Origin of the sequence: Frateuria sp. GZRR35, assembly GCF_051900415.1 — a bacterium.
Taxonomy (GTDB): Bacteria; Pseudomonadota; Gammaproteobacteria; order Xanthomonadales; family Rhodanobacteraceae; genus Frateuria_A.
On sequence record NZ_JBHZGL010000005.1, the window covers coordinates 134,136 to 158,663 of the forward strand.

Genomic DNA, 24,528 nt, shown 5'->3' on the forward strand with positions numbered 1-24,528 from the left:
TGGGTTGACCGCCGCCAACCTCCCCGATATGTTGTGTCTCGTCGGTGCCCGTCCAGACGCGACTGTCGGTCGGGCTTAAAAGGGAATCCGGTGCGAATCCGGAACTGCCCCGCAGCGGTAAGCGGAAACGAACGTCCTCACATGCACTGGGCCGCAGCGCCTGGGAAGCGAGGGCAAGTAGGACGGATCGAACGATCCGGTGTCCGCGAGTCCGAAGACCTGCCGGCACGCCGGGCCCCATGGGCCGGCGGTCGCGCTCCATGAGACGCGGCCGCCCGACCCTGTCGCGACCCAGCGCGGGTGACCGCTTCCGCGGGGAGGCGCGTCGCATGCGGGCGTTCTGGCGCCCGCGTGGGGCGTGCCGTCCATCGGAAGCGAGCCCTCAGGCCCTGCGCGCGGGAGCAGGCGTTTGACGTTTTCGGAACCGTCGCGTCGGTGCGTTCTCCTCCGTATCGGCGCGGCGGCTTCCCTTCCGGAGCTTCCGCATGGACACCCTCGACACTCCTTCCCCCGAAGGCACGCCCGCGCATGCCGACGACAGCTTTGCCCTGACCCCTCCGCACAGTCCCGCGCAGATGCGCGTGACCAAGCGCAACGGCGCCACCGAAAGCGTGGACGTCAACAAGATCGTGCGCGCGGTAACGCGCAACGCCGATGGTCTGCACGCGGTCGACCCGCTGCGCGTGGCGCTGAAAACCATCGGCGGCCTGTACGACGGCGCCAGCACGGCGGAGCTGGACCAGCTCTCGATCCGTACCGCCGCCGCGCTCACCGCGGAGGAGCCCGAATACGGCCAGCTCGCCGCGCGCCTGCTCGGCGCCTACATCGACAAGGAAGTGCGCGGGCAGGAGATCCAGAGCTTCTCGCAGTCGATCGCGCGCGGCGCGAGCTTAAGCCTGCTCAACGCGCGCCTGCGCGATTTCGTCACCGCGCACGCGCGCAAGTTGAACGACGCGATCGATCCGCTCGCGACCCGCCGCTTCGAGTACTTCGGCCTGCGCACGGTGTACGACCGCTACCTGCTGCGCCACCCACAGACGCGCAAGGTGATCGAGACGTCGCAGCACTTCTTCATGCGGATCGCCTGCGCGCTCGGCGGCAACGACGTGGGCGAGGCGCTGGAGCTCTACCGCCTGTTTTCCTCGCTCGACTACATCCCCAGCTCACCCACACTGTTCAATGCGGGCACCGCGCACGAGCAGCTCTCTTCCTGCTTCCTGCTCGACTCGCCGGCCGATTCGCTGGAAGCGATCTACGACAAGTACGCGGACGTCGCCAAGCTGTCCAAGTTCGCCGGCGGCATTGGCCTGGCGTTCACCCGCGTGCGCTCGCGCGGCTCGCTGATCCGCGGCACCAATGGCCATTCCAACGGGCTGGTGCCGTGGCTGAAGACGCTCGATGCCTCGGTCGCCGCGGTCAACCAGGGCGGCAAGCGCAAGGGTGCGTGCTGCGTGTACGTCGAGCCCTGGCACGCCGACGTCGAGGAGTTCCTGGAGCTGCGCGACAACACCGGCGACGAGGCACGGCGCACGCACAACCTGAATCTCGCCAACTGGATCCCCGACGAGTTCATGCGCCGCGTCGAGGCCGACGGCGACTGGTCGCTGTTCGATCCGAAGGCGGTGCCGCAACTGGTGGACCTGTGGGGCGTGGCCTTCGAGCGCGCCTACCGCGACGCGGAAGCGGCGGGCCTTGCCGTGAAGACGGTCAAGGCGCGCGAGCTCTACGCGCGCATGCTGCGCACGCTGGCGCAGACCGGCAACGGCTGGATGACCTTCAAGGATCGCTGCAACGCCACCGGCAACCAGACGGCCGAGCCGGACAACGTGATCCACCTGTCCAACCTGTGCACGGAAATCCTGGAAGTCACCGGCACCGACGAGACGGCGGTGTGCAACCTGGGCTCGATCAACCTGGCGCGCCACCTCGGCGATGGCGCCTTCGACTTCGACAAGCTCGCCGACACCGTGCGCACCGCCGTGCGGCAGCTCGACCGGGTGATCGACCTCAACTTCTATCCGATCGCGACGGCCCGGCGCGCCAACCAGAAGTGGCGTCCCGTGGGCCTGGGCGTGATGGGCCTGCAGGATGCGTTGTTCCAGCTTCGCTTGCCGTTCGACTCGGCCGAGGCGCTGGCGCTGTCGACCCGCATCGCCGAGGAAATCTACTTCCACGCGCTGGACGAGTCCTGCACGCTGGCCGAGCAGGCCGGCCCGCACCCGGGCTTCGGCCAGACCCGCGCCGCCCGCGGCGAGCTGCAGTTCGACTACTGGCCGCAGGCGTCAGTCAGCGACTCCGCGCGCTGGGATGCCTTGCGTGCGCGCATCCAGGCCGGCGGCCTACGCAACTCGCTGCTGATCGCCATCGCGCCCACCGCCACCATTGCCTCGATCGCCGGCTGCTACGAGTGCATCGAGCCGCAGGTGTCCAACCTGTTCAAGCGCGAGACGCTCTCGGGCGACTTCCTGGTGGTCAACCGCTATCTGGTCGAGGAGCTCAAGACACTGGGGCTGTGGACCGCCGAGGTGCGCGACGCGATCAAGCTGGCCGAGGGCTCGATCCAGGGCATCGCGGCGATTCCCGAGCGCCTGCGCCAGGTCTACCGCACCGTATGGGAGCTGCCGCAGAAGGCCTTGATCGACCTGGCCGCCGCGCGCGGGGCGTATATCGACCAGAGCCAGTCGCTGAACCTGTTCATGGAGAATCCAAACATCGGGCAGCTTTCCTCGATGTACATGTACGCCTGGAAGGCGGGCATCAAGACCACCTATTACCTGCGCTCGCGCCCGGCGACGAAGATCGCCAAGACCACCGTCGCCGCGCCGGACCAGCAACAGGCGAGCGCAGCGGTGTTCTGTTCACTGGAGAATCCGGAGTATTGCGAGGCCTGCCAGTGATGGGAGAGGCGCATGCAGCCATATCGCAATCTGGACGGCCATTCGGGGGTAGTCGCCTACGAACTGGGCGCCGACTGGATCCAGGTTTGGTTCGTCAACGGCAAGGATTACCGGTATTCGGCAGCCAGCGCGGGTGCCGAGCACGTGCGGAACATGCAGATCCTGGCGGAAGCGGGCGAGGGCCTGGCCACGTACATCAGCAAGTTCGTCCACGACGACTACGAGGTCTGAAAGCCTTTCTGCCACCGGGACACCGCGGGGGTGAGGGTACGGCCCCTACCACGAACGACGCAGTCTGGACGTCCGGTCGCGCACAGGGTGCGCTCCTACAGGAGGGTGTCCGCGTGCACGAAGCGCGCTCGCCCCGCGCGTAAGCGCGCACCGCCCAAGCCGAAGGACCGTGCGTCCGAATCCCGCGCAAGGTCCGCACCCTCATCCGCCCTTCGGGCACCTTCTCCCGAAGGGGAGAAAGAAGAATCAAAGGCACACCCATGACCAGCCAACTGCTCGACCCCGGCTACGCCCTCACCCTGCGCCCGATGCGCTACCCGGCGTTCTATGAGATGTACCGCGCCGCCATTCGCAACACCTGGACGGTGGACGAGGTCGACTTCGCGCCCGACCTCAACGATCTCAACGGCAAAATGGGGCCCGCCGAGCGCCACCTGATCCAACGACTGGTCGCCTTCTTCGCCACGGGCGACACCATCGTGGCCAATAACCTGGTGCTCAACCTCTACCAGCACGTCAACGCGCCCGAAGCGCGCATGTACCTCTCGCGCCAGCTGTACGAGGAAGCGCTGCACGTGCAGTTCTACCTGACCCTGCTGGATACCTATATTCCCGACCCGGCCGAGCGGCACAAGGCGTTCGCGGCGATCGAGGCGATTCCCTCGATCCGCGCCAAGGGCGCGTTCTGCTTCCGGTGGATCGATTCGGTCCACCATCTGCGCCGCATCGAAACCCGCGAGCAGCGCCGGCAGTTCCTGCTGAACCTGATCTGCTTTGCCGCCTGCATCGAGGGCCTGTTCTTCTACGCCGCTTTCGCCTACGTCTACTACCTGCGCTCGCGCGGCCTGTTGCACGGGCTGGCCTCCGGCACCAACTGGGTGTTCCGCGACGAATCGGGCCACATGGCCTTTGCCTTTGAAGTGGTGCGCACCGTGCGCGCGGAGGAGCCTGAGCTGTTCGACGATGAGCTGCGCCTGCAGGTCGAGCAGATGCTGGAGGAAGCCATCGACTGCGAGACGCAATTCGCGCACGACGTGCTCTCCGGCGGCGTGGCCGGGCTGTCGGTCAAGGACATGCGCCAGTACCTGGAGTACTGCGCCGACCAGCGCCTGGTGCAGCTCGGCCTGCCGAAGAAATACGGCGCCACCAACCCGTTCGACTTCATGGACCTGCAGGACGTGCAGGAAGTCACCAACTTCTTCGAACGGCGGGTGTCGGCCTACCAGGTCGGCGTGCAGGGCGAAGTGGCGTTCGACATGGCGTTCTGAGAGGCTCATGTCTCGCATGCGCGAGGCACCGATGAGCCTGGCTTGGGTGACGTGCTGCCCACAGCCCGCTGCTGTCGATTACCGGCATCGAACGCCGGCATCCGCGCGGCATCGATGGCCGGGAGTGCACGCACTCGGCGGGCGGCAGACGGTCTTTACCGGCGGCCCCCACATCCCCCTGCCATAGACCTCCCAGCTCCCTCTCCCCTGCGGGGAGAGGGTTGGGGTGAGGGGCCGGGGCTCGCCGGGGTATTCGAAACGGCGAGGCTTTTCCGCAGCGCTCCCGCCGGCCCTCCCCGCAAGCCGTGCCCTCTCACCCCAGCCCTCTCCCCCATCCCTGATAAGTGCTGGGGGAGAGGGAGCCAACCGGGCCCAGCCCGCTCTCCACAGGGACGAGGGGGCCTTATCCGCTAAACCATCGACCTATTGACTACAAATGTAGTCAGCGCTAGCTTGACTACAACTGTAGTCAGGAAAGCCGCCATGCCCCGCCCCACCATCGGTGACCAGGAACTCGCCCTGCTCCATTACCTGGCCGAACACGCCCCCGCCTCGGTCGGTGAGGTCGCCGCCGGCTTCGGCGAAACGCGTGGCCTGGCCCGCTCGACCGTGCTGACCATGATGGAGCGCCTGCGCGGCAAGGGTTACCTCAAGCGCCGCCAGGCCGGTGGCGTCTACCGCTACAGCCCGGCGACCGCGCCCGGCGAGGCCATGCGCCACGCGGTCGGCAGTTTCGTGGAGAAAACCCTGAGCGGCTCGGTTTCGCCGTTCGTCGCCTACCTGTCCGAACGCGCCGAAGTGAGCGACACCGAGTTGGCTGAACTGGAGGCGCTGGTGGCGCAGTTGCAGTCACGGCGCAAGGAGTCCTAAAGCCATGTCTCTCTTTGCCGGTTTGCTCGACGCGCTTTCGGCCCGTCTGCTGTGGACCTCGGCGCAGGCGTGCCTGCTGATCGGCGCGGTTGCCCTGGTCTGCCGCCTGCTCCCGCGGCTGCCGGCCGCGGTGCGCTGCATGCTCTGGTGGCTGGTCGGCGCGCAGCTGGTGCTGGGCCTGGCCTGGCACGCGCCGTTGCAGTTGCACTGGCTGCCGGCGCCCAAGGAATCGCCGGTCATGGTCACGCGCGCGCCCCCGGTCGTGATGCTGCCGATGGCGACCCACACGACGCCGATGACGACCGCGGCCACCGACCTGCCCGCGCAGGAACCGCCATTCCCATGGGCTGCGCTGCTGCTTGCGGCCTGGCTCGGCGGCGTGGCACTGCAGATCGCACAGGTCGTGCGTCAACGCTGGCGTGTCGCACGGGCCCGTATCGGGGCACAGCCGGCGCCAGCGGCCTGGCAGGGCGCCTGCCAGGCGCTGGCCGGGCGATTGGGCCTGCGCCGCGCGCCACAGCTTGCGCTCTCGCCGAGCATCGGCTCGCCGCAGGTACTCGGTGCCTGGCATCCCCTGGTGCTGTTTCCGGCCGACGCACGCCTCTCCGACGAGGAGACGGCGATGGCCATCGCGCACGAACTGGCGCACCTGCGCCGCGGCGACCTGTGGCTGGGGTGGATCCCCGCGCTGGCGCAACGGCTGTTCTTCTTCCATCCGCTGGTGGCCTGGGCGATGCGCGAATACGCGCTCAGCCGCGAGGCCGCCTGCGACGCCCAGGCGCTCGCTGCGACCGGCGGCGCCCCACAGGCCTACGGTCGGCTGCTGCTGCGGCTGGGCGTGGCCACACCGCTCCCCTCCGGCCTGGCCGGTGCGTCCCCCACGTTCCACAACCTCAAGAGGCGACTGACCATGTTGCAGCACATCGAGGCCACTTCCCGCCGCAGCCGCGGCTGGCTGCTGCTTGTTGCGATCGCGGTGGCGGGCGTGGTGCCCTACCGCGTCACCGCCGGCAGTGCGGTTGCGCCAGCCACCCCAACACCGGTTGCGACGCCGCTTCCGGCAGCACGGCCGGCGCCCGCGGCGTCTGCGTCACCCGCTGCACGGCCGACACCGGCCACCCGGGCAGCGCACGTCCGCATCCCGCCGCCGCCACCACCGGCTCCTCCCGCGCTGCCGCCGGCGCCCCCCGCTCCGCCGGCTCCGCCCTCGCCCCCGCCGCCCCCGCCGCCGGGCCTGGCCAGCTTCGGCAACCAGGTGCATGTCGAGATGGACGCGGGTGCGCGCAGTGGCCTGGCGATCTTCGATGGCGACACCACGATCATCAGCGGTACCCGGGCCGACGTGTCCGCCGCGCAGCGGATGCATCGTGGCGGCGACCCCCTGGTTTGGTTCCGGCATGAAGACAAGACGTATGTCGTGCACGACCCGGCTGTGATCGCGCAGGCCAAGGCGATCTACGCGCCGGTGACCGACATGGCGAGCGAACAGGGCAGGCTGGCCGGGGAGCAAGGACGCCTGGCCGGCCAGCAGGCCGGGCTGGCCGAGCGTGACGCAGACTTTGCCCGCCAACAGGCGGAACTTGCCGGCCAGGCAGCCGAACTTGCTGCCGAGGCGGTGGAAGTCGGCGCAGGCTCGGAGGAAGCCGCCGCCCGTGCGCATGAGGCACGCCAGCGTTCGCTCGAGCAGCGGCAGGCCCGGCTCGAGCAGCGGCACGCCGCCATGCGGCACGACATCGCCGCAAAGCAGCGCGAACTGGAATCGCAGCAGGCAGCTTTCGATGCGCAGCAGCAGAAGCTCGCACAACGCCAGCAGGACGTTACTCACAAGGCCGAGCAGCAGATGGAGCAGCTATTGCAGGAAGCCATCCGCACGGGCAAGGCACAACCGGCCCGCGGCTGAGATGGCGAGCTCCGTCGCGGTTGCAGGGACGGATACGAGCGTTTACCGAATCCTTTCCCCCGCGTTCGCGGAGGAAGGCTCGGTAGTTGGCGCCGCGGTGGACCAAGCCCCATCGCTTGCGCCGGCTGGAAAAGAGTGGTTACCGAATCCTTCCTCCGTTTACGGGGGAAGGTGCCCGAAGGGCGGATGGGGGGAGGTCTTGCGAAAGACTCTCCCTGCGGATATCGCCCAAATGCGTCCCCGTCCGCCTGTCGGCGCCTTCCCCCGCGTTCGCGGGGGAAGGCTCGGTAGTTGGCGCCGCGGTTGACCAAGTCCCGTCGCGTTGCGCGGGCTGGAGAGCTGCCTAGTCCTTCCCCCGTTTACGGGGGAAGGTGCCCGAAGGGCGGATGGGGGGAGGTCTTGCGAAAAACGCTCCCTGCGGATATCGCCCAAAAGCGCCCCCATCCGCCTGTCGGCACCTTCCCCCGCGTTCGCGGGGGAAGGCTCGGTAGTTGGCGCCGCAGTGGGGCCGAGCCCGGCGTTAGCGAGGAGGCTCGGGACAGCCGTTGCCCGATCGCGTCAAGCCATGCCGCCGTTGATACCGATCACCTGGCCGTTGATGTAGCCGGCCGCGTCCGAGCAAAGGAACGCCACCAGCGCAGCGACTTCCTCCGGCTTGCCGGCGCGCTGCGCCGGTACCATCTCGCGGAGGCGCTCGGGCGGGAACGCCTCGCCGATCATCCGCCCCTCGATCACGCCGGGCGCCACCACGTTGGCGGTGATGCCGCGCGAGGCCATCTCGCGCGCGAGCGACTTCACCGCGCCGTGCAGGCCCGCCTTGGCCGCGGCGTAGTTGGCCTGGCCACGGTTGCCGACCTGGCCCGCCACCGAGCCCACCGCCACCACGCGGCCGAAGCTCACGCGCGCCATCGGCAGCAGCAGCGGCTGCACGACGTGGAAAAAACCGTTGAGCGAAATGTCGATGACCCGCTGCCACTGCTCGGCGCGCATGCCGGCCATCGGCGCGTCGTCGTGCGCGCCGGCGTTGCTGACCACGGCGTGGATCGGGCCGTCGGCCAGCAGCCCTTCCAGCGCGGCGTGCGTGGCGACGCCATCGGTGACGTCGAAGGCGATCGCACTGGCCTGCCCGCCTTCCTCACGGATCGCCGCCGCCACCGCTTCGGCGCGCGTGGGCCAGGTGTTGGCGTGCACGATCACCTGGTAGCCGGCCGTCGCCAGCGCGCGGCAGATCGCGCCACCGAGGTCGCCGCTTCCGCCGGTGACGAGGGCACGGCGGGAAGAGGGATTCGTGTTCATGGCATCGGTCCTTCGGGATGGATCACCGCGGCGCGGCCGCTGGCCAGCAGCTGCCCGCCCTGCTCGACGCGGAAGGTGTACTGCGCGCCGGCATCATCGGCGTAGAGACACTGCGCATGGACGTCCAGGCGTCCATTTGCGGAGACGTGCTCGACCGCCAGCCGCACCTCGCGCAGGCTCACCAGCATGCCCGGACGCACCGTTTCGACGCCCTGCGCCCGCGCGCGCAAGGCGCCGTGCACGGCCATCGCCTGCGCGCCGTATTCGGCCAGGTGCACCGCGTGCAGGCCATCCGGGCCGCGCAGCGGGTGGTCGGCCCGCGCATGGCCCTCGCTGGTGGCGTGGAGGGTGTCCGCGTCCCAGTCGAGCACCGTATCGAGCAGGCACATGCCGCCGGCGTGCGGGATCAGGTGCGCCCAGTCACTCTTCGGCAGCATGTCCGGCCTGCGCGTGCGGCGCCATCAGGATGGAAAGGCAGAAATGGAAGGCCACGCCCAGGCTCACGGTAAGGCCGATCGCGCGCAGCACCGGGATGGTGGCCCAGGCCAGCATGCCGAATACCAGCAGCGCGGACAGCACGCACACCAGGGTGGCGTGCAGCGTGCGCCGCTGCTCGGCCGCGTCGCCGGTGTCGCGTTCGAAGAACAGTGCGTAGTGCAGCCCCAATCCGCCGGCCAGGATCAGCGCGACCAGGTGGAACAGCGAGACCTGCACGCCGGCCACGCGCTCGACCGCCAGTACCAGGAAGGTCGCCAGGGTCATCGGCGCGAGCACGTGCCAGGCGCGGCGAAGGCTGCGCAGGGCCAGGCTGATGGTCAGCACCAGCAGGATCGTGGCGACGAGCAAGGCCTGCAGGATGCGCGTGCGGTAGGCGACCACCAGCGATTCGGCGGCGCCCTTGAGGTCGAGCACGCGCACGGCGCCGCTGCCGCCTTGCGCCAGGGTCGCCAGCGCCGCGGCATCGTGCACGCCGCTGACGGTACCCAGGCCCAGCCAGTGGCCATCGCGCTCGACCAGCATCGCGGCCAGGCGCTGGCCCAGCGGGCTGGCCGCGAACGCCTGTGGCGTGAGCGGTGGCAGGCTGCGCGCGGTTTCCACGTCGGCCACGAACGGCGCGAACAGGTCGCGCCGGAACGGCAGGCCGTCGGTGGCCTGCGCGAGCGCCTGTTCCAGCGTCGCGCGGTGCGGGAGCTTGTGCTGGCGCGCAAGCTGCGTCGCCGCGCTGGGCAGGTAGCGCGAGGGCAGCTCGATGGCGTCGGCCGCCTTGCCCGCGACCAGCGCGTCCACCTTCGGCTCGAGTTTCTCTGACAGCGCAAGCACGGCCTCGGGCGTCGACGCTTCCAGCACCAGCAGGTAACGCACGTCCGGCGCGCCCAGCGCCGCGCGCAGGCGGGCGTCGCGCTGCAGCAGGTCGGTCGGTAGCGGGGTGAGCGCGGCCAGATCGTTCTGCCAGAACGGCCCGCGCCCCAGCGCGAGCAGTGCGACGATCAGCACGGCCACCGCCCAGGGAATCCAGCGCGGCCGCGGCAACGCGTCGGCCGCCGTGCGCAGGCGCTTGAGCCACGGCAGCGCGGCGACGTCGCGCACCCGCGCCGGCAGCAGGTACGGCAGCAGGTAGCGCGTGCTGAAGCCGGCGGCGAGCAGGCCGACGATGGTGAACACGGCCAGCTGCTTCAGGCCGTTGACACCCGACGCGTAGAAAGCGAGGTAGGCGATGCACGCCGAGGCGATCGCAGTGAGCAGCAGCGGCCACAGGTCGCGCACGCTGGCCACCGCGTCCTCGCCGGCGCGGCGGTGGCTCAACACGCGGATCGGGTACTCCTGCGCCACGCCGAGCAGGGTGAAACCGAACGCCAGCGTGATGCCGTGCACCTGCGGGTAGATGACGGTCAGCGCGGCGATGCCGCCCAGCGCGCCGCTGGCCACTGGCAGCGCGGCCAGCAGCAGCGAGCCGATGCTGCGGTAGGCGAGCAGCAGCAGGGCGATGAACCCGATCGTCGAGATGCGGCCGATCCAGTCGGCCTGCTCGCGGGTCTGCGTGCTGGCGACCACGCTGAAGTAGCCGGGCCCGGAGACGATCAGCTTCGCATCGCCGCCGCCCGGCAAGGCATGCAACGTTTGCGCGATGCCGGCGATGGCTGCCTGCTGCGCCTCCGGATCGAAGCCGGCCGCGCGTGTCTGCACCAGCAGCAGCGCCTCGCCCTGTGGCGAGAACCACACGCCGTCGCGGATCTGCGGCGAGCGCGCCGGGGCCCAGCGCTGCGCGAGCTTGAGCACTTCCAGCGTGGGATCGCGCGGCAGCAGGCCCTTGAACAGGCTGGCCGCGGGCGAGCCGAGTTCGTCCAGGCGCTGTTGCAGTTCATCGGCCAGGAACTCTGCGTCCAGCGCGTGCGTGTCCAGCGTGGGCGAGAGCAGGTAGCGGTAGGGCAGCAGCTTCGGGTCGAGCGCTGTGAGATCGAAGCTGCCGTTGAGCACCTGTGCGTAGCGCGGATCGCCCTTGAGCCTGGTGGCGAGCGCCTGGCTCAGCTTCGCCAGCGTGGCGTCATCCTTGCCGGTGATCGCCAGCAGCAACAGGCGCGAGCCTGGACCCTCGCCGACCTGCTCCATCAGCAGGCGCTGGTCGGGCGTGGTTGGCGCAGGCATGAAGCTGCGCAGGTCGGAGCTGACCTGCAGGTGTTTGACCACCCACAGGCCGAGCAGGGCAAGGACCAGCAGCCATCCGGCCAGCAGCGCGACGCGCGCGCGCAGGGGCATGTCAGGCGCCCTTGCAGAGCGCGGCGAGCGCCTCGCGGGTGGGCTCGGACGGCATCTTCGCCGCGAGCTTGCCGAGCAGGTCGACGGCGACATCGCCATCGGCTTCCCGCATCCACATGCAGCGCGCCTGATTGCCCTCGCCGTCGATGCGAATGGTGGCGACGGTGCGCGCGACCTCCAGGTCGCGCGGCGTGAGGGTCAGCGTCCAGGCCCCCGTGGCATCGCCGCGGCGGGCGATCGCGAAGGCCTGGCGCAGGCGGCCCGGGTCGCCGCCGAGCAGCGCCACGAAGCTGTCCACCAGCACCTTCAGCTGCGGCGCGCGCTCCAGCGAGAAGCTGCGCTCGCCCTTGCCTTCGCGCTGCTGCGTGACCTTGCCGTCGGCGATGCGCGCGGTTTCCTCATGCGGCGTGGTGACGTGGCGTTCGAGCGTGTCGCCGCCCAGCCAGGCCAGCTCGCCGGAAACCACCAGCGGCCGCTCCAGCACCTGCATGAAACGCGCTTCGGCGAAGGCGGTGCGCGCGGGCGCGGGGCGGCCGAGCTGGCCGATCAGCGCGTCGGTGGCGTCAGGTGCCGAGGCGTTCGCCGAGCAGGTCAGGGCCAGGATGCACAGCGCCGCGCTGATCTTGCTGCCAGAAGTCATAGAAGTTGAACCAGTTGTAGGGGGCGACGTGGACGTAATGCTCCAACCGCTGGGCATAACGGGCGATGAGCGCATCCAGTGCCGGGCCGCGGTCGTGGCGCGGAATGTCCACCTGGTCGGCCATCGGCTCGAACACCAGGCGGTAGCGGCGGCCGCCCATGTACAGGCCGAAGCACAGAACCACCGGCACCTTCAGCGAATGGGCCAGAAGCCAGGGACCGACCGGGAACGGCGCGCTCTGCCCGAGGAACGGCACGTGCCGCAACGCCTCGTGGCTACGCCCGCGATCGGCCAGCAGCGCGACCAGCGCACCCTGCTGGCAGGCCTCGGCGATGGCCAGGGTGATCGAGGTGCCATCCTGCGAGGCATCGATCACGCACGCGCCCACTTCCGGCGCCAGCGCTTCGAGCAGCTCGGTCATCGCCGGGGTCTTCTGCTTGTCCAGCAGCACGCGCAGCGGCATCTGCGGGCGTCGCGCGCCGATCGCGCGCAAGGCCTCGAAGCTGCCCTGGTGCGAACCGAACAGCAGCACGCCGCGACCGAGCGCCAGGCGCTCGTCGAGCATCTCCAGCCCGACCGTCTCGATCTCGAAGGGCTTCTCGCCGTGGGCGAGCAGGAAGATCCGGTCCATGATCGTGGCGGCGAAGCAATGGATGTGCCGCATCACCTGCCACGCCGACGCCCGCCGTCCGAACACGCGCGAGAGATACGCGCGCGAGGCGGCGCGCTCGGGACCGCGGCGCAGGAAGAAGTACAGCGTGATCGGGTACAGGAACAGCCGCCCGAACCGCCGCCCGCCGTACAGCGCGATATTGCGGATCAACCACAACGCGAAGCGTCCGCCGCCTTCGGGCCGGCTTTGCCAGTGATGGGTCATGCGTCCGTCGCTCCCTCGATCAGGCCGCGCGCCAGCAGGGTACCGTCGCGGCGCAGCTCGAAGCGTACCTGCGCGCCGGACGGCGTCAATTGCAGTTCGGCAGACTCGTCCGGCTTGAGCGGCGCGACGAACTTGGCCTCGCGCACGCAGGCCAGACGCTGGCCGCGCCAGACGCGCAGGGCGTCGGCGACCTTCTCCAGCAGCAGCACGCCGGCGACCAGCGGTCGTCCGGGGAAATGGCCTGGCAGGCTCGGGTGGCCGGCGGGGAAGGAGAAGGTGGCGTGGTAGCTGTCGGTGCTCATGGCGCGCGGTTCCTGCCGCGGATCAGCTGGGGCCAGCGTAGCGCCAGCCGGTGCAACAAATCATGCAGGCTCAGGTGCGGCAAGTGCCGCAGGTGCCAGCGACGGAACACGTACTCCAGCGCGAAAACCACCGCCATCAGCAGGTAGGCGCCCAGGTGCACGTAGCCCTGCACCCATGCCTGCGGCAGCGGCCACGGCGAGGGCACGCCGACGCGTTCGAGCAACCCGCCGGGCACCTGGCAGGACAGCAGCAGGCCCAGCAGCAGCGCCTGGGCGGTCAGCAGGAGGCTCCAGAAGGCAGTGAGCCGGCGCGCGTACGGGGCAATGCCGGGCATGAGCAACCGCGGCGGCCCTTCGATCGCCTCGATAAACTGCGCCACCAGCGGCTGGCGGCCAGCCTGCAGGGTCCGACCGAACACCCACGCCAGCAGCAGGTTGAGCAGTACCGGCACCGCATCGAGCAGCAGCGAGGCCAGGCCTCGCGCGGCAAGCCCGGCCATCACGCCCGACAGGCCCAGCCACAGCAGCCAGATGCCAGGGCGGCGTTCGCGCAGGGCCGGCCACCACAGCAGGCCCAGCAGCAGCGACAGCGCCGCCAGCGACAGGAACTGCCGGTGCAGCAACGCACCGGCGAGGGCCAGCAGCGGATAGGCGAACAACAGCGGCAGCGGGCGCCCACCGGGGCGCCGAAAATCGGACATGACGTGCGCGTGCATCAGAGTGGGAAAGAGCGATGATCCGCGCGACGGGTGAGCGAGGGCGCCACGAGGACGCCGACGCGCCGGCTCAGGCGGCGCGATTCTGCTCGACGTGCGCCGAGAGCGTGGCCAGGCTGGTGAAGATGCGCTTGTTGTCCGGATTGTCCGAACGCAGCTGGAAGCCGTAGCGCTTGGACACCGCCAGCGCGATTTCCAGCGCGTCGATCGAATCCAGTCCCAGGTCGCCGCCAAACAGCGGGGCGTCCGGCTCGATCTGCTCGGGCGCGACCGATTCCAGGTTGAGGCTCTGGACGATCAAGGTGGCCAGCTCGTGCTGGGCCGCAGTCTGTTCTGCCATGCTTTTTTCCGTACCCCATGCGTGCCTCCCCCCGGCGGCAACAGGCGCGGAGTGTAACATAGCGGCCCTGTTGCTCCTGGTTTGCAAGGCATGATGCAGGGTTGTGAAAACGCACTGGCCGAGCCGCTGCCGCGCCGCGCGCCTCGGGTCGCCTACCGCAGCGGTGACGTGGCGAGCGCACTGGCCGAGTACGGCACGCTGGCGGTGTTCGGTTTTGGCAGCGGCGCCCGGGCAGAAGAGGATCCGCGCTGGTTCCGCGTGGCGCTGGAAAGTTTCGATGCGCCCGCGTCGCTGGAGCTGTGGCAGGTGGATGCCGAGGTGGACCACGGCCATGACGGCGACGTGCGCTGGGCGGCCGGCGGTGGCTGGCTGTTCGCCGCAGTGGACCTGGACGAGGACGACCACGGTGGCCCCTGCCCGGCGGCCACGCATGCCTACGAAGCCTTGCGCCGGCTGGTCGAAAGCCGCCCGGAACGGCACGTGCTGCGCATCTGGAATTACCTGGAAGCGATCAACCAGGGCGAAGGCGATGCGGAACGCTACAAGCTGTTCTGCGAGGGTCGCGCCGCCGGCATGGGCGATTTCTTCGCCGAGGGCTTCCCGGCCGCCACCGCGATCGGGCACCACGAGCCCGCCGGCCGCCTGCAGGTCTACCTGCTGGCCTGCGATCAGCCGGGCGAGCGGATCGAGAACCCGCGCCAGGTCAGCGCCTGGTGCTATCCACGCCAGTACGGCCGCACGCCGCCGAGCTTCGCCCGCGCGATGCTGCTGCCGGCGCAGGACGCGCTGGCCATCTCCGGCACTGCGGCCGTGGTCGGCCACGCCTCGGCGCACCAGGACGACCTGCAGGCGCAGCTGGAGGAGACCTTCACCAATCTTGAAGCGCTGCTGGCGCGCGGGCGGCTGGCACCGGGCTTCGATACGCAGTCGCCGCTGAAGGCCTACGTCCGCCACCCGGCCGATGCCGCGCAGGTGCGCGAGTTCATCGCCCACCGCCTGCCCGGCGTGCCGGTGCTGTTGTTGCACGGCGATATCTGCCGCAGCGAACTGCTGGTCGAAATCGACGGCTGGCGCTACGCCTGACGTACATCCCTGGCAGCGGCGTATCGCCTTGTAGGAGCGCACCCGTGCGCGACCGTGCGGCACGCTCATGCATGGAGATCGCGTACCCGCGCGCTCCTAGATTGGCCGGACTGTCTTTTGGCGCATGCCCGCGGAACGCACGGACTCGTGCAGCCTGCAGTCGCGCACGGGTGCGCTCCTACCGTTTCGGCGTCTTGATGGGGCGCGTGTAGCCGGGGATGGTCTGCTGGCGCCCGCGCCCGAGTGTCAGCTCGCCCTCGGGCGCATCCTTGGTGATCACGGAACCGGCGCCGATGGTCGCATTGGCGCCGATCGTCACCGGCGCCACCAGCGCGCTGTTGGAACCGATGAACGCGCCATTTTCGATCCGCGTCAGGTGCTTGTTGGCGCCATCGTAGTTGCAGGTGATCGTACCGGCGCCGACGTTGACGCCCGCGCCGATGCGCGCGTCGCCCAGGTAAGTGAGGTGGTTGGCCTTGCTGCCCTCGCCCAGGTGCGCCTGCTTGGTCTCGACGAAGTTGCCGATGTGCACGCCGGCGGCAAGCTCGGTGCCCGGGCGCAGGCGCGCGAACGGACCGATGGTGCACGGGCCGTGGGTGATGACGCCTTCGAGGTCGCAGTGCGCCAGCACCACGGTACCGGCGGCCAGCTGCACATCTTTCAGGCGCACGAACGGGCCCACGTGTACGTCATCGCCCAGCGTCACGCGGCCTTCCAGCACCACGTCGATGTCCAACTCCACGTCCATGCCTGCCTGCACCTGGCCACGCACGTCCAGTCGCGCCGGATCGGCCATGCGCACGCCCGCCAGCAGCAATTCGCGGGTCGCGCGACGGCGGTGGTGGTCTTCCAGCTCGGTGAGCTGCAATGGGTTGTTGGCGCCAGCGGCCTCGACCGGGTCGGCGCACTCGATGCAGTCGGCGGGAACGCCTTCGGCGGCGGCCATCGCAAAAATGTCGGTGAGGTAGTACTCACCTTGCGCGTTGTTGCGCTCCAGCCTGCCGATCCAACGCCGCAGCGTGGCCGCCTCGCCGGCCAGGATGCCGGTATTGACCAGGCGGATGGCGCGCTGCGCGGCGTCGGCATCCTTTTCCTCCACCACGCCGGCGATGCGTCCGTCGGCATCGCGTTGCACGCGGCCATAGCCGTAAGGGTTCTCCAGCACGGTGGCCAGCAATGCAAGGCGATCGGCAGCCACCAGGGGCGCCAGCGTCTCGGCGCGCAGCAGCGGCACGTCGCCGTAGAGCACCAGCACACGCGCGCCATCGGGGATGTGAGCGAGCGCCTGCGCCACGGCGTGACCGGTGCCCAGGCGCTCGGCCTGTTCGACCCACTCGACATCCGTCGCGGCGGCGAAGGCGGCGTGTACCTGTTCGCCGGCATGGCCGTAAACGACGTGGATGGTGCGCGGGGACAGCGCCCGGGCGCTATCCAGCACATGCGCCAGCAACGGCCGCCCGGCCAGCGGCATGAGCACTTTCGGCTTGCGGGATTTCATGCGCTTGCCCTCGCCGGCGGCGAGGATCACGACGTGCAGGGGCGAAGCGGGCATGCGGGTACCGGGGGAAGCTTTCGATGGCCGGGAAGGATACCAGCGCGTTCGTGAAGCGGACTGGTCAGTCCTGCTTCTGGGGCGCCGGCTCCAGGTCCTCGAGCTTGGGCGTGTAGGCCTGCACGAAGGCGTTGTGCAGCACATTGATCACTGCGCGCCAGGCGCCGACGTCCTTGCTGTCGATACGCCCGCTGATCGGCACCTTGGTGGCGAACTGGTCCTTCTCGTGGTTCTTGAACAGCCAGGTGACGCCGCTGGCGATGGCCTCCCAGGCGACCCGCAGGGGGTTCTCCTTGTCCTCTTCGACGTCCTGCTTCCAGCTGAAGACCTTGACGTCGTGCAGCAGCGGCTTGGCGTAGCCGTTGAGTTCGCCGTTACGCGCCTGCAGCTGCATGACGAACGTGCCATTGCCGCCGGCGAAGTCGAGCTTGGCGTAGGCACGGGCGAGGTCGTTGAGGCGCTTGAGCTCAATCTGCCGGATACGCAGGTCGAAGGTGAAGTCCAGCAGCTTCGGGTCCAATGGATCGAAACTGGCGTCGGCCATCAGCGGCGCGTTGCCCAGGACTTTCGCGGTGGCGTGGAAGTCGGCCACGCGGCTGCCCTGGCTGCGGTCGGCGTTGCTGAGGTTGACCGCCGTGGCTTCCACGTCGGTCATCTTCATGTCCACTTTCGGGTGAGATACGAAGTTGTGGAAGGTGACCTGGCTGTCGTGCACGGTCACTTCGTCGAGGCGGATCGGCACCAGTCCTTCGAGCTGCTGGCGCCAGTCCACGCCAGTGCCGGCCTGGCTCGGCGCCCGGCTTCCACCGTCGACGAAGTTGAGGCTGGCGTGGTCGAATTCGACGCGGCCACGGACCGTGCCGTGGGTCAGTGCGCGCCAGCTGATCGCGATATCGGTGGTGGCCGAGGAGAAGAACGGCACCGGCACCTTGCCATCCACCTTGTCGATGCGCAGGTCACCCAGGCTATAGGCGCCGCGCCACAGATGGATGTCCACGTCGGCGACGTGGCCGTGGTAGTCGCCCATGCGGTCCATCTTGCGGTTGAGGTAGTCCTTGACCACATAGGGCAGGGCCAGTCGGGCTACCACCAGCAGCGCGACGATAACCAGCACGATGACCAGCGTGCGGCGGGCGACGTGTTTCATGCGCGTTCCTGACAGCCCAGTCCGCCGAAGTCTAGGCGGCCGCGTGTGGGCGCGGCGTTCAGGTCACCGCGCGGTCGACTCCGACCCGGAAGCGACCGATGTGCGGCCGTGCTCGCAGCGAAAGGTGAAGACGTAGTCAAGGCTGAACGGCTTGGCCTCGGTGTCCACGGGATGGCTGGTGCCATCGGCATCGGCGGCCCAGCGCGTGATCGTCAACGGCGTATAGCGCCAACGTCGAACGGCTGCGCGCACGGACTCCGCGAAGGGCTGCTGCGCGGCTGGCGGGTTCATGCGCACTTCGTCGACATTGCCCTGGGTGCTGACGATCACGCGCGCCGGCAGCTCGATCACAGGCGGACAGGTGGCGAGCATGGCCGCGGGATAGGCGGGCGGCTCGTGCGCGTCAAGCGTCGCGCCCATGGCGATCTGGCCTATCGCCAGGTTGTAGTGCGCCAGGCTGCTGTTTCCCGCCGTGCGGTAGCTGGCCGAGCCCACGCCGGGCGCGGCGGTGGGCTTTTGCGAAGTGTGAGCGCAGCCGGCCAACAGAATGATGGCTGCGAACAGCGTGGCGGTACGAGTCATGGTCGGTCCTTCCTGGAAGCCATGAGGCAGCCTACCGGGGAGCACCTCATGCGCCAATCAGCGGGATGCTCCTCTGCTCCCTCTCCCCCGTCCCTCGGTGATGTGTGTGGAGGGGGCGCTGGAGCCGGACTTACGGGAAGGCGTTGGATAGCGGCAGGATGGGTGGCGCTTTCGCAACGGCGGCTCTCACCCCAACCCTTCCCCCGGCAGGGGAACCAGGCGACGACGAGGGCCGCGAAAACGAAAACGCCGGCCCGGGGCCGGCGTCTTCATCAGGCTTCGCAGCCAATCAGTGCTTGAGGTTCTTGCGCAGGCGCTCGAGCGCCTGCAACTGGGTCAGCGCGGCGACCAGCTTGGCCTGCGCCTCGGCCACGTCGATGGCGTCGGAGCGGTTGGCCAGGGCTTCCTCGGCTTCCTTCTTGGCGGCCAGCGCGGCAGCCTCGTCGATTTCCTCGGAACGCACGGCGGTGTCGGCCAGCACGGTGACCGCGTGCGGCTGCACTTCGAGAATGCCGCCGCCGGTGATCGAGATGTCGACCTTCTCGCCACCGGCCTCGGTCACGACGACCTTGCCGGGCTTCAGGCGTGTGATCAGCGGCGCGTGGCGGGGCGTGATGCCCAGCTCGCCCTGGTCGCCGGTGGCGACGACCATCGTGGCCTCGCCCGAGTAGATCGCGGCTTCGGCGCTGACGACTTCGACGCGGATGGTGGTTGCCATGTGGATGTCTCGTTCTGCTCAGGGGAAGGCGGGCCGGACGGCCCGCCGTCGGATCAGGCCGCCTTCTTGGCGGACATCTCCTCGCCCTTCTTGATCGCCTCGTCGATGCCGCCGACCATGTAGAACGCCTGCTCCGGCAGGTGGTCGACGTCGCCGTCCACGATCATCTTGAAGCCGCGGATGGTCTCGGCCAGCGACACGTACTTGCCCGGCGCGCCGGTGAACACCTCGGCCACGTGGAACGGCTGGCTGAAGAAGCGCTCGCACTTGCGGGCGCGCGAGACGACCTGCTTGTCTTCCTCGGACAGCTCGTCCATGCCCAGGATCGCGATGATGTCCTTGAGCTCCTTGTAGCGCTGCAGCGTGCCCTGCACGCGGCGGGCGACGTCGTAGTGCTCGGCACCGATCACGTTCGGATCGAGCTGGCGGCTGGTCGAGTCCAGCGGATCCACCGCCGGGTAGATGCCCAGCGCGGCGATGTTACGCGACAGCACCACGGTCGCATCCAGATGCGCGAAGGTGGTGGCGGGCGACGGATCGGTCAGGTCGTCCGCGGGCACGTACACGGCCTGGATCGAGGTGATCGAACCGGTCTTGGTGGAGGTGATGCGTTCCTGCAGCACGCCCATTTCCTCGGCCAGGGTCGGCTGGTAGCCCACTGCCGACGGCATACGGCCGAGCAGCGCGGACACCTCGGTACCGGCCAGCGTGTAGCGGTAGATGTTGTCGACGAACAGCAGCACGTCCTTGCCCTTGCCGCTCTCGTCCTTCTGGTCGCGGAAGTACTCGGCCATGGTGAGGCCGGTCAGTGCCACGCGCAGACGGTTGCCCGGCGGCTCGTTCATCTGGCCGTACACCATCGCCACCTTCGACTCCGGCAGGTTGTCGAGCTTGACCACGCCCGCGTCCTGCATCTCGTGGTAGAAGTCGTTGCCCTCGCGGGTGCGCTCGCCCACGCCGGCGAACACCGACAGGCCCGCGTGCTGCGTCGCGATGTTGTTGATAAGTTCCAGCATGTTCACGGTCTTGCCCACGCCGGCGCCGCCGAACAGGCCGACCTTGCCGCCCTTGGCGAACGGGCACACCAGGTCGATGACCTTGATGCCGGTTTCCAGCAGCTCGTTGGCGGCGGCCTGCTCGTCGTAGGTCGGCGCTTCGCGGTGGATGACCCAATGGTCTTCGGCGTTGATCGGACCGACTTCGTCGATCGGGTTGCCGAGCACGTCCATGATGCGGCCGAGCGTGGCACTGCCGACCGGCACCTTGATGCCTTCGCCGGTGTTGTGCGCGACCAGGCCGCGACGCAGGCCTTCGGTGGAGCCCAGCGCGATGGTACGGACGACGCCGTCGCCCAGCACCTGCTGGACCTCCAGCGTGATGTCCATGCCGTCGATCTTCAGTGCGTCATACACCTGCGGCACCTGATCGCGCGCGAACTCGACGTCGATGACCGCGCCGATGATCTGAACAACTTTGCCCTGGCTCATGGATGTGCTCCGGATGGATTCTTTCGAGTTTTCGTCACAGCGCCGCCGAAGCGTCGCTCTTGATTTAGTGCAACCGCAAGGCGATCGCTCTTAGTTCAACAGTGCGGCCATGGATGGCCGCTTTTTGACTTGCTCTTGCAGGCATGGATGCCTGCACTCATACAGCCGCTGCGCCGCCAACGATTTCCGAGATTTCCTGCGTGATCGCCGCCTGGCGCGCCTTGTTGTAGCTGAGCGTCAGCTCGGCGATGACCTTGTTGGCGTTGTCCGAGGCGCTCTTCATGGCGACCATGCGCGCCGCGTGTTCGCTGGCGAGATTCTCCAGCACGCCCTGGTACACCACCGACTCGACGTAGCGGCCGAGCACGTGCTCGAGCACCGCGGCGGCATCCGGTTCGTAGATGTAGTCCCAGTCGTGCGTCTGCTCCAGCGTGATGCCGGCGTACGCGTTGTCGCCGGAGCCCTGCTGCGCGGCCAGCTCCGCCGCGACCAGCGGCAACGGCAGCAGTGCGTCCACCATCGGCTTCTGCGTCATGGTGTTGACGAAGTCGTTGTAGGCCAGGAACACGCGATCCAGGCCGTTGGCCGTATAGGCGTCCAGCACGACCTTGATCACGCCGACCAGCTGCTCGAGCTTCGGCCGCTCGCCCAGGTGACTGACGCTGCCGACCAGGTTGACGCCCTTGATGCGGCGGAAGAACTGGATCGCCTTCTGGCCGATCGCCACCACGTCGACCTGCACGCCCTTGTCCTGCCACTCACGCACGGCCGGCAGTACGCGGCGGAACAGGTTCGAGTTCAGGCCGCCGCACAGGCCGCGGTCGGTGGAGATCACGATGAAGGCCACGCGCGCGACGTTGTCACGCTCGATCAGGAACGGATGTTTGAAGTCCGTGTTGGCCTGGGCCACGTGGGCGATCACCCGGCGCATCATCCGCGCATACGGGCGCGAGGCCTTCATCAGGTCCTGCGCCTTGCGGATCTTCGAGGCCGAGACCATCTCGAGCGCGCGCGTCACCTTGCGCATGTTCTGCGTGCTCTTGATCTTGGTTTTGATTTCGCGTCCGCTTGCCATCTGTCTGCTCTTGGGTTCGACCTGCGTGGGGCGGACTCAAGGTCCGCCGTCAACGTGCGCGGCGGGCCTCACGGCCCACCGGCGGGGTTCACCAGGAACCGGTCTTCTTGTACTCGTCCAGGCCGCCCTTGAAGACGCCCTCGATCTCGCCGTTCCAGTCGCCGGTCGCGACGATCTTCTTCATCAGTTCCTCGTGGTTCTGATGGAAGAAGGCGTGCAGGCCACGCTCGAAATCGAGCACCTTGGCGACCGGCAGGTCGTCCAGGTAGCCCTTCTCGGCGGCGTACACCGACAGCGCAAGCTCGGCAATCGACAGCGGCGCGTACTGCTTCTGCTTCATCAGCTCGGTCACGCGCTGGCCGCGGTCGAGCTGGGCGCGGGTGGCCGGGTCCAGGTCCGAGGCGAACTGCGCGAACGCAGCCAGCTCGCGGAACTGGGCCAGCGACAGCTTCACGCCGCCGGAGAGCTTCTTGACGATCTTGGTCTGGGCTGCGCCACCCACGCGCGACACCGAGATACCGGCGTTCACGGCCGGGCGGATGCCCGCGTTGAACAGGTCGGTCTCCAGGAAGATCTGGCCGTCGGTGATCGAGATCACGTTGGTCGGCACGAACGCCGAGACGTCGCCGGCCTGGGTCTCGATGATCGGCAGCGCGGTGAGCGAACCGGTCTTGCCCTTGACCTCGCCGTTGGTTTCCTTCTCGACGTAGGCCTCGTTCACGCGCGCGGCGCGCTCGAGCAGACGCGAGTGCAGGTAGAACACGTCGCCCGGGTAGGCTTCGCGGCCCGGCGGGCGCTTGAGCAGCAGCGAGATCTGGCGGTAGGCCACGGCCTGCTTGGACAGGTCGTCGTAGACGATCAGCGCGTCTTCGCCGCGGTCACGGAAGTACTCGCCCATGGCGCAGCCCGAATACGGCGCGATGTACTGCAGCGCGGCCGACTCGGAAGCCGAGGCGACGACCACGATGGTGTTGGCCAGCGCACCGTTCTCTTCGAGCTTGCGCACCACGTTGGCGATCGACGAGCGCTTCTGGCCGATAGCGACGTAGATGCTGTAGATGCCCGAATCTTTCTGGTTGATGATCGCGTCGATCGCCACGGCGGTCTTGCCGGTCTGGCGGTCGCCGATGATCAGCTCGCGCTGGCCGCGGCCGATCGGGATCATCGAGTCGATCGCCTTGTAGCCGGTCTGCACCGGCTGGTCGACCGACTTGCGCCACACCACGCCCGGCGCGACCTTCTCGATCGGCGAGGTCTTCTTCGCGTTGAGCGGACCCTTGCCGTCAATCGGGTTGCCCAGCGCGTCGACGACGCGGCCGAGCAGCTCCGGACCGACCGGCACTTCGAGGATGCGGCCGGTGGTCTTGGCGGTGTCGCCTTCCTTCAGGTGCTGGAACTCACCCAGCACCACGGCGCCGACCGAGTCGCGCTCGAGGTTGAGCGCGAGTGCGAAGGCGTTGCCCGGCAGCTCGATCATTTCGCCCTGCATCACGTCGGCCAGGCCGTGGATGCGCACGATGCCGTCGGACACGCTGATGATGGTGCCTTCGTTGCGGGCCTCGGCGCCGAGCTTGAACTGCTCGATGCGGCTCTTGATCAGTTCGCTGATCTCGGACGGGTTCAGAGTGGTGCTGGACATGGTCGCTTTCCTGAATTTGGGAATGCTTTTTCAAGCGTCCGGCCCGATGGCCGGCTTGCTCTTCGATGTTTTCTCAGCACCGGATGGCCGGTGCTGCCTCGCGGCACGCAAGCCGCGTTTGAATCAACTTGCCAGCGCCGAGGCCAGACGTTGCAGGCGACCGCGCGCGGAACCGTCGATCACCTCGCTACCGGTATCGATCACCACGCCGCCGAGCAGCGCCGGGTCGACCTTGGCCTCGAGCTCGATCTCGCGCTTGAAGCGGCGCTTGAGCGAAGCCTTCAGCTGCTCGGCCTGGGCGGCATCCAGCGCCATCGCGCTGGTCACCTTGACCTTCAACTGAGAGCCGGCCTCGCGCTTGTGTTCCTCGTACAGATCCGCCACTTCGGGCAGCAGTGCAAGACGGCGCTGTTCGGCCAGCGTCTGCAGGAACTGCGCGAACGCGGTGTCGGCGCCCATGCCCTGCGGCAGGTGCAGCGCCACCAGCTGCGCCGGCTGCACGCGCGGGTCGCCGACCAGCGCGGAAACGCGCGGATCTTTGGCCACCGCGGCGGCAAAGGCAAACGCCTGCGACCATTCGCCGAGCGTGCCGGCCTCGTGCGCCAGCTCGAAAGCAGCGCGCGCGTACGGACGGGCGAGGGTGATTGCCTGGGCCATGGTCAGATCTCGGTGGCGAGCTGGTCGAGCAGCGCCTTGTGCGCGTTCGGGTCGATCTCGCGCTGCACGATCTTGGCGGCGCCCTGCACGGCAAGCGCACCGACCTTCTCGCGCAGCTCCTCGCGGGCACGCTGGGCCATCGAGGCGATGTCGTCCTGCGCGCTGGCCTTCAGCCGGTTGATCTCGGTGATCGCGTCGGCGCGGGCCTTGTCCAGGATCTGGTTGGCCTGCTGCTGGGCGCGGTCGATGATCTCGGCGGCCTGCTGGCGCGCCACCTTGATCTCGGCGGCGACCTTGCTGTCGGCATCGCGCAGCTCTGCGCGGGCGCGCTCGGCGGCATCAAGGCCTTCGGCGATCTTGAGCTGGCGCTCTTCGATGGCCTTGTTGATGTGCGGCCAGATGAACTGGACGCAAAACCAGATCAGGATGGCGAAAGCGATCATTTCGCCGATCAAGGTCGCGTTGGGAAGCATCGCTGCATTACCTGTAAATGCGGG

The 24,528-nt window shown here is 68.5% G+C and carries 23 protein-coding genes and 1 riboswitch; of the genes, 6 read left to right on the plus strand and 17 right to left on the minus strand.

Going from position 1 to position 24,528, the window contains the following annotated elements; translation table 11 throughout:
- Positions 1-25: 25 nt before the first annotated feature.
- Positions 26-241: riboswitch (cobalamin riboswitch) on the plus strand.
- 244 nt (positions 242-485) lie between these two features.
- The 5 genes from ACFWZ3_RS08100 to ACFWZ3_RS08120 all read left to right on the plus strand — a co-directional run bounded on the left by ACFWZ3_RS08100 (position 486) and on the right by ACFWZ3_RS08120 (position 7,166).
- On the plus strand, positions 486-2,897 hold the full coding sequence (locus ACFWZ3_RS08100) for a ribonucleoside-diphosphate reductase subunit alpha (RefSeq protein WP_439707230.1): 2,412 nt from the start codon (positions 486-488) through the stop codon (positions 2,895-2,897).
- A gap of 12 nt (positions 2,898-2,909) precedes the next feature.
- A complete protein-coding gene (locus ACFWZ3_RS08105; RefSeq protein WP_439707231.1) occupies positions 2,910-3,128 on the plus strand; it encodes a hypothetical protein in 219 nt (72 codons plus the stop codon).
- Between the two features lie 260 nt (positions 3,129-3,388).
- Positions 3,389-4,396 carry a ribonucleotide-diphosphate reductase subunit beta gene (locus tag ACFWZ3_RS08110; protein ID WP_439707232.1) on the plus strand — a complete coding sequence of 336 codons (1,008 nt, stop codon included), beginning with the start codon at positions 3,389-3,391 and terminating at the stop codon, positions 4,394-4,396.
- Positions 4,397-4,879: 483 nt separating this feature from the next.
- A complete protein-coding gene (locus ACFWZ3_RS08115) occupies positions 4,880-5,266 on the plus strand; it encodes a BlaI/MecI/CopY family transcriptional regulator (RefSeq protein WP_439707233.1) in 387 nt (128 codons plus the stop codon).
- A 4-nt stretch (positions 5,267-5,270) separates the two neighbouring features.
- A complete protein-coding gene (locus tag ACFWZ3_RS08120) occupies positions 5,271-7,166 on the plus strand; it encodes a M56 family metallopeptidase (protein ID WP_439707234.1) in 1,896 nt (631 codons plus the stop codon).
- 558 nt (positions 7,167-7,724) lie between these two features.
- Here the strand turns inward: ACFWZ3_RS08120 and fabG are convergent.
- The 8 genes from fabG to ACFWZ3_RS08160 form a co-directional block, all read right to left on the minus strand.
- Complete coding sequence (gene fabG, locus ACFWZ3_RS08125; protein WP_439707235.1) at positions 7,725-8,462, minus strand: 3-oxoacyl-ACP reductase FabG; 738 nt, start codon at positions 8,460-8,462, stop codon at positions 7,725-7,727.
- A complete protein-coding gene (locus ACFWZ3_RS08130; protein ID WP_439707236.1) occupies positions 8,459-8,899 on the minus strand; it encodes an ApeP family dehydratase in 441 nt (146 codons plus the stop codon). The genes fabG and ACFWZ3_RS08130 overlap by 4 nt, the downstream gene beginning before the upstream one ends.
- Complete coding sequence (locus tag ACFWZ3_RS08135) at positions 8,883-11,216, minus strand: MMPL family transporter (protein WP_439707237.1); 2,334 nt, start codon at positions 11,214-11,216, stop codon at positions 8,883-8,885. Before ACFWZ3_RS08135 ends, ACFWZ3_RS08130 begins: the two co-directional genes overlap by 17 nt.
- Position 11,217: 1 nt before the next feature.
- A complete protein-coding gene (locus ACFWZ3_RS08140; RefSeq protein WP_439707238.1) occupies positions 11,218-11,856 on the minus strand; it encodes a LolA-related protein in 639 nt (212 codons plus the stop codon).
- Entirely contained in the window at positions 11,780-12,733 is a 954-nt protein-coding gene (locus ACFWZ3_RS08145) for an LpxL/LpxP family acyltransferase (protein WP_439707239.1), read from the minus strand. Before ACFWZ3_RS08145 ends, ACFWZ3_RS08140 begins: the two co-directional genes overlap by 77 nt.
- Positions 12,730-13,035 carry a hydroxymyristoyl-ACP dehydratase gene (locus ACFWZ3_RS08150; RefSeq protein ID WP_439707240.1) on the minus strand — a complete coding sequence of 102 codons (306 nt, stop codon included), beginning with the start codon at positions 13,033-13,035 and terminating at the stop codon, positions 12,730-12,732. The genes ACFWZ3_RS08145 and ACFWZ3_RS08150 overlap by 4 nt, the downstream gene beginning before the upstream one ends.
- Positions 13,032-13,736, minus strand: a complete 705-nt coding sequence (locus tag ACFWZ3_RS08155; RefSeq protein WP_439707241.1) for a xanthomonadin biosynthesis protein — start codon at positions 13,734-13,736, stop codon at positions 13,032-13,034. Before ACFWZ3_RS08155 ends, ACFWZ3_RS08150 begins: the two co-directional genes overlap by 4 nt.
- A gap of 85 nt (positions 13,737-13,821) precedes the next feature.
- Positions 13,822-14,091 carry a phosphopantetheine-binding protein gene (locus ACFWZ3_RS08160; RefSeq protein WP_231350313.1) on the minus strand — a complete coding sequence of 90 codons (270 nt, stop codon included), beginning with the start codon at positions 14,089-14,091 and terminating at the stop codon, positions 13,822-13,824.
- Between the two features lie 90 nt (positions 14,092-14,181).
- On the opposite strand from ACFWZ3_RS08160, the gene ACFWZ3_RS08165 reads away from it, so the two are divergent.
- Entirely contained in the window at positions 14,182-15,174 is a 993-nt protein-coding gene (locus tag ACFWZ3_RS08165) for a pteridine-dependent deoxygenase (protein ID WP_439707242.1), read from the plus strand.
- A gap of 178 nt (positions 15,175-15,352) precedes the next feature.
- On the opposite strand, the gene glmU is transcribed toward ACFWZ3_RS08165, so the two are convergent.
- From glmU to ACFWZ3_RS08210, 9 genes are all read right to left on the minus strand, one after another.
- Positions 15,353-16,726: a bifunctional UDP-N-acetylglucosamine diphosphorylase/glucosamine-1-phosphate N-acetyltransferase GlmU gene (gene glmU, locus ACFWZ3_RS08170; RefSeq protein WP_439707243.1), complete on the minus strand. Its 1,374-nt coding sequence runs from the start codon at positions 16,724-16,726 to the stop codon at positions 15,353-15,355.
- Positions 16,727-16,790: 64 nt separating this feature from the next.
- Positions 16,791-17,873 carry a hypothetical protein gene (locus ACFWZ3_RS08175; RefSeq protein WP_439707244.1) on the minus strand — a complete coding sequence of 361 codons (1,083 nt, stop codon included), beginning with the start codon at positions 17,871-17,873 and terminating at the stop codon, positions 16,791-16,793.
- 63 nt (positions 17,874-17,936) lie between these two features.
- Entirely contained in the window at positions 17,937-18,455 is a 519-nt protein-coding gene (locus tag ACFWZ3_RS08180; RefSeq protein ID WP_439707245.1) for a hypothetical protein, read from the minus strand.
- Between the two features lie 289 nt (positions 18,456-18,744).
- On the minus strand, positions 18,745-19,173 hold the full coding sequence (locus ACFWZ3_RS08185; protein WP_439707246.1) for a F0F1 ATP synthase subunit epsilon: 429 nt from the start codon (positions 19,171-19,173) through the stop codon (positions 18,745-18,747).
- 53 nt (positions 19,174-19,226) lie between these two features.
- A complete protein-coding gene (gene atpD, locus ACFWZ3_RS08190) occupies positions 19,227-20,660 on the minus strand; it encodes a F0F1 ATP synthase subunit beta (protein WP_439707247.1) in 1,434 nt (477 codons plus the stop codon).
- A 157-nt stretch (positions 20,661-20,817) separates the two neighbouring features.
- A complete protein-coding gene (gene atpG, locus ACFWZ3_RS08195; protein WP_439707248.1) occupies positions 20,818-21,735 on the minus strand; it encodes a F0F1 ATP synthase subunit gamma in 918 nt (305 codons plus the stop codon).
- 88 nt (positions 21,736-21,823) lie between these two features.
- On the minus strand, positions 21,824-23,374 hold the full coding sequence (gene atpA, locus ACFWZ3_RS08200) for a F0F1 ATP synthase subunit alpha (RefSeq protein WP_439707249.1): 1,551 nt from the start codon (positions 23,372-23,374) through the stop codon (positions 21,824-21,826).
- A gap of 123 nt (positions 23,375-23,497) precedes the next feature.
- The gene (locus tag ACFWZ3_RS08205; RefSeq protein WP_439707250.1) at positions 23,498-24,031 is read right to left on the minus strand and encodes a F0F1 ATP synthase subunit delta; all 534 of its coding nucleotides are present in this window, start codon (positions 24,029-24,031) and stop codon (positions 23,498-23,500) included.
- 2 nt (positions 24,032-24,033) lie between these two features.
- Positions 24,034-24,504 carry a F0F1 ATP synthase subunit B gene (locus ACFWZ3_RS08210; protein ID WP_439707251.1) on the minus strand — a complete coding sequence of 157 codons (471 nt, stop codon included), beginning with the start codon at positions 24,502-24,504 and terminating at the stop codon, positions 24,034-24,036.
- Between the last annotated feature and the right edge of the window lie 24 nt (positions 24,505-24,528).

Coding starts and splice junctions, on each gene's coding strand:
- ACFWZ3_RS08100 (WP_439707230.1), top strand. CDS start 486: ATGGACACCCTCGACACTCCTTCCCCCGAAGGCACGCCCGCGCATGCC.
- ACFWZ3_RS08105 (WP_439707231.1), top strand. CDS start 2,910: ATGCAGCCATATCGCAATCTGGACGGCCATTCGGGGGTAGTCGCCTAC.
- ACFWZ3_RS08110 (WP_439707232.1), top strand. CDS start 3,389: ATGACCAGCCAACTGCTCGACCCCGGCTACGCCCTCACCCTGCGCCCG.
- ACFWZ3_RS08115 (WP_439707233.1), top strand. CDS start 4,880: ATGCCCCGCCCCACCATCGGTGACCAGGAACTCGCCCTGCTCCATTAC.
- ACFWZ3_RS08120 (WP_439707234.1), top strand. CDS start 5,271: ATGTCTCTCTTTGCCGGTTTGCTCGACGCGCTTTCGGCCCGTCTGCTG.
- fabG (WP_439707235.1), bottom strand. CDS start 8,462: ATGAACACGAATCCCTCTTCCCGCCGTGCCCTCGTCACCGGCGGAAGC.
- ACFWZ3_RS08130 (WP_439707236.1), bottom strand. CDS start 8,899: ATGCTGCCGAAGAGTGACTGGGCGCACCTGATCCCGCACGCCGGCGGC.
- ACFWZ3_RS08135 (WP_439707237.1), bottom strand. CDS start 11,216: ATGCCCCTGCGCGCGCGCGTCGCGCTGCTGGCCGGATGGCTGCTGGTC.
- ACFWZ3_RS08140 (WP_439707238.1), bottom strand. CDS start 11,856: ATGACTTCTGGCAGCAAGATCAGCGCGGCGCTGTGCATCCTGGCCCTG.
- ACFWZ3_RS08145 (WP_439707239.1), bottom strand. CDS start 12,733: ATGACCCATCACTGGCAAAGCCGGCCCGAAGGCGGCGGACGCTTCGCG.
- ACFWZ3_RS08150 (WP_439707240.1), bottom strand. CDS start 13,035: ATGAGCACCGACAGCTACCACGCCACCTTCTCCTTCCCCGCCGGCCAC.
- ACFWZ3_RS08155 (WP_439707241.1), bottom strand. CDS start 13,736: ATGTCCGATTTTCGGCGCCCCGGTGGGCGCCCGCTGCCGCTGTTGTTC.
- ACFWZ3_RS08160 (WP_231350313.1), bottom strand. CDS start 14,091: ATGGCAGAACAGACTGCGGCCCAGCACGAGCTGGCCACCTTGATCGTC.
- ACFWZ3_RS08165 (WP_439707242.1), top strand. CDS start 14,182: ATGATGCAGGGTTGTGAAAACGCACTGGCCGAGCCGCTGCCGCGCCGC.
- glmU (WP_439707243.1), bottom strand. CDS start 16,726: ATGCCCGCTTCGCCCCTGCACGTCGTGATCCTCGCCGCCGGCGAGGGC.
- ACFWZ3_RS08175 (WP_439707244.1), bottom strand. CDS start 17,873: ATGAAACACGTCGCCCGCCGCACGCTGGTCATCGTGCTGGTTATCGTC.
- ACFWZ3_RS08180 (WP_439707245.1), bottom strand. CDS start 18,455: ATGACTCGTACCGCCACGCTGTTCGCAGCCATCATTCTGTTGGCCGGC.
- ACFWZ3_RS08185 (WP_439707246.1), bottom strand. CDS start 19,173: ATGGCAACCACCATCCGCGTCGAAGTCGTCAGCGCCGAAGCCGCGATC.
- atpD (WP_439707247.1), bottom strand. CDS start 20,660: ATGAGCCAGGGCAAAGTTGTTCAGATCATCGGCGCGGTCATCGACGTC.
- atpG (WP_439707248.1), bottom strand. CDS start 21,735: ATGGCAAGCGGACGCGAAATCAAAACCAAGATCAAGAGCACGCAGAAC.
- atpA (WP_439707249.1), bottom strand. CDS start 23,374: ATGTCCAGCACCACTCTGAACCCGTCCGAGATCAGCGAACTGATCAAG.
- ACFWZ3_RS08205 (WP_439707250.1), bottom strand. CDS start 24,031: ATGGCCCAGGCAATCACCCTCGCCCGTCCGTACGCGCGCGCTGCTTTC.
- ACFWZ3_RS08210 (WP_439707251.1), bottom strand. CDS start 24,504: ATGCTTCCCAACGCGACCTTGATCGGCGAAATGATCGCTTTCGCCATC.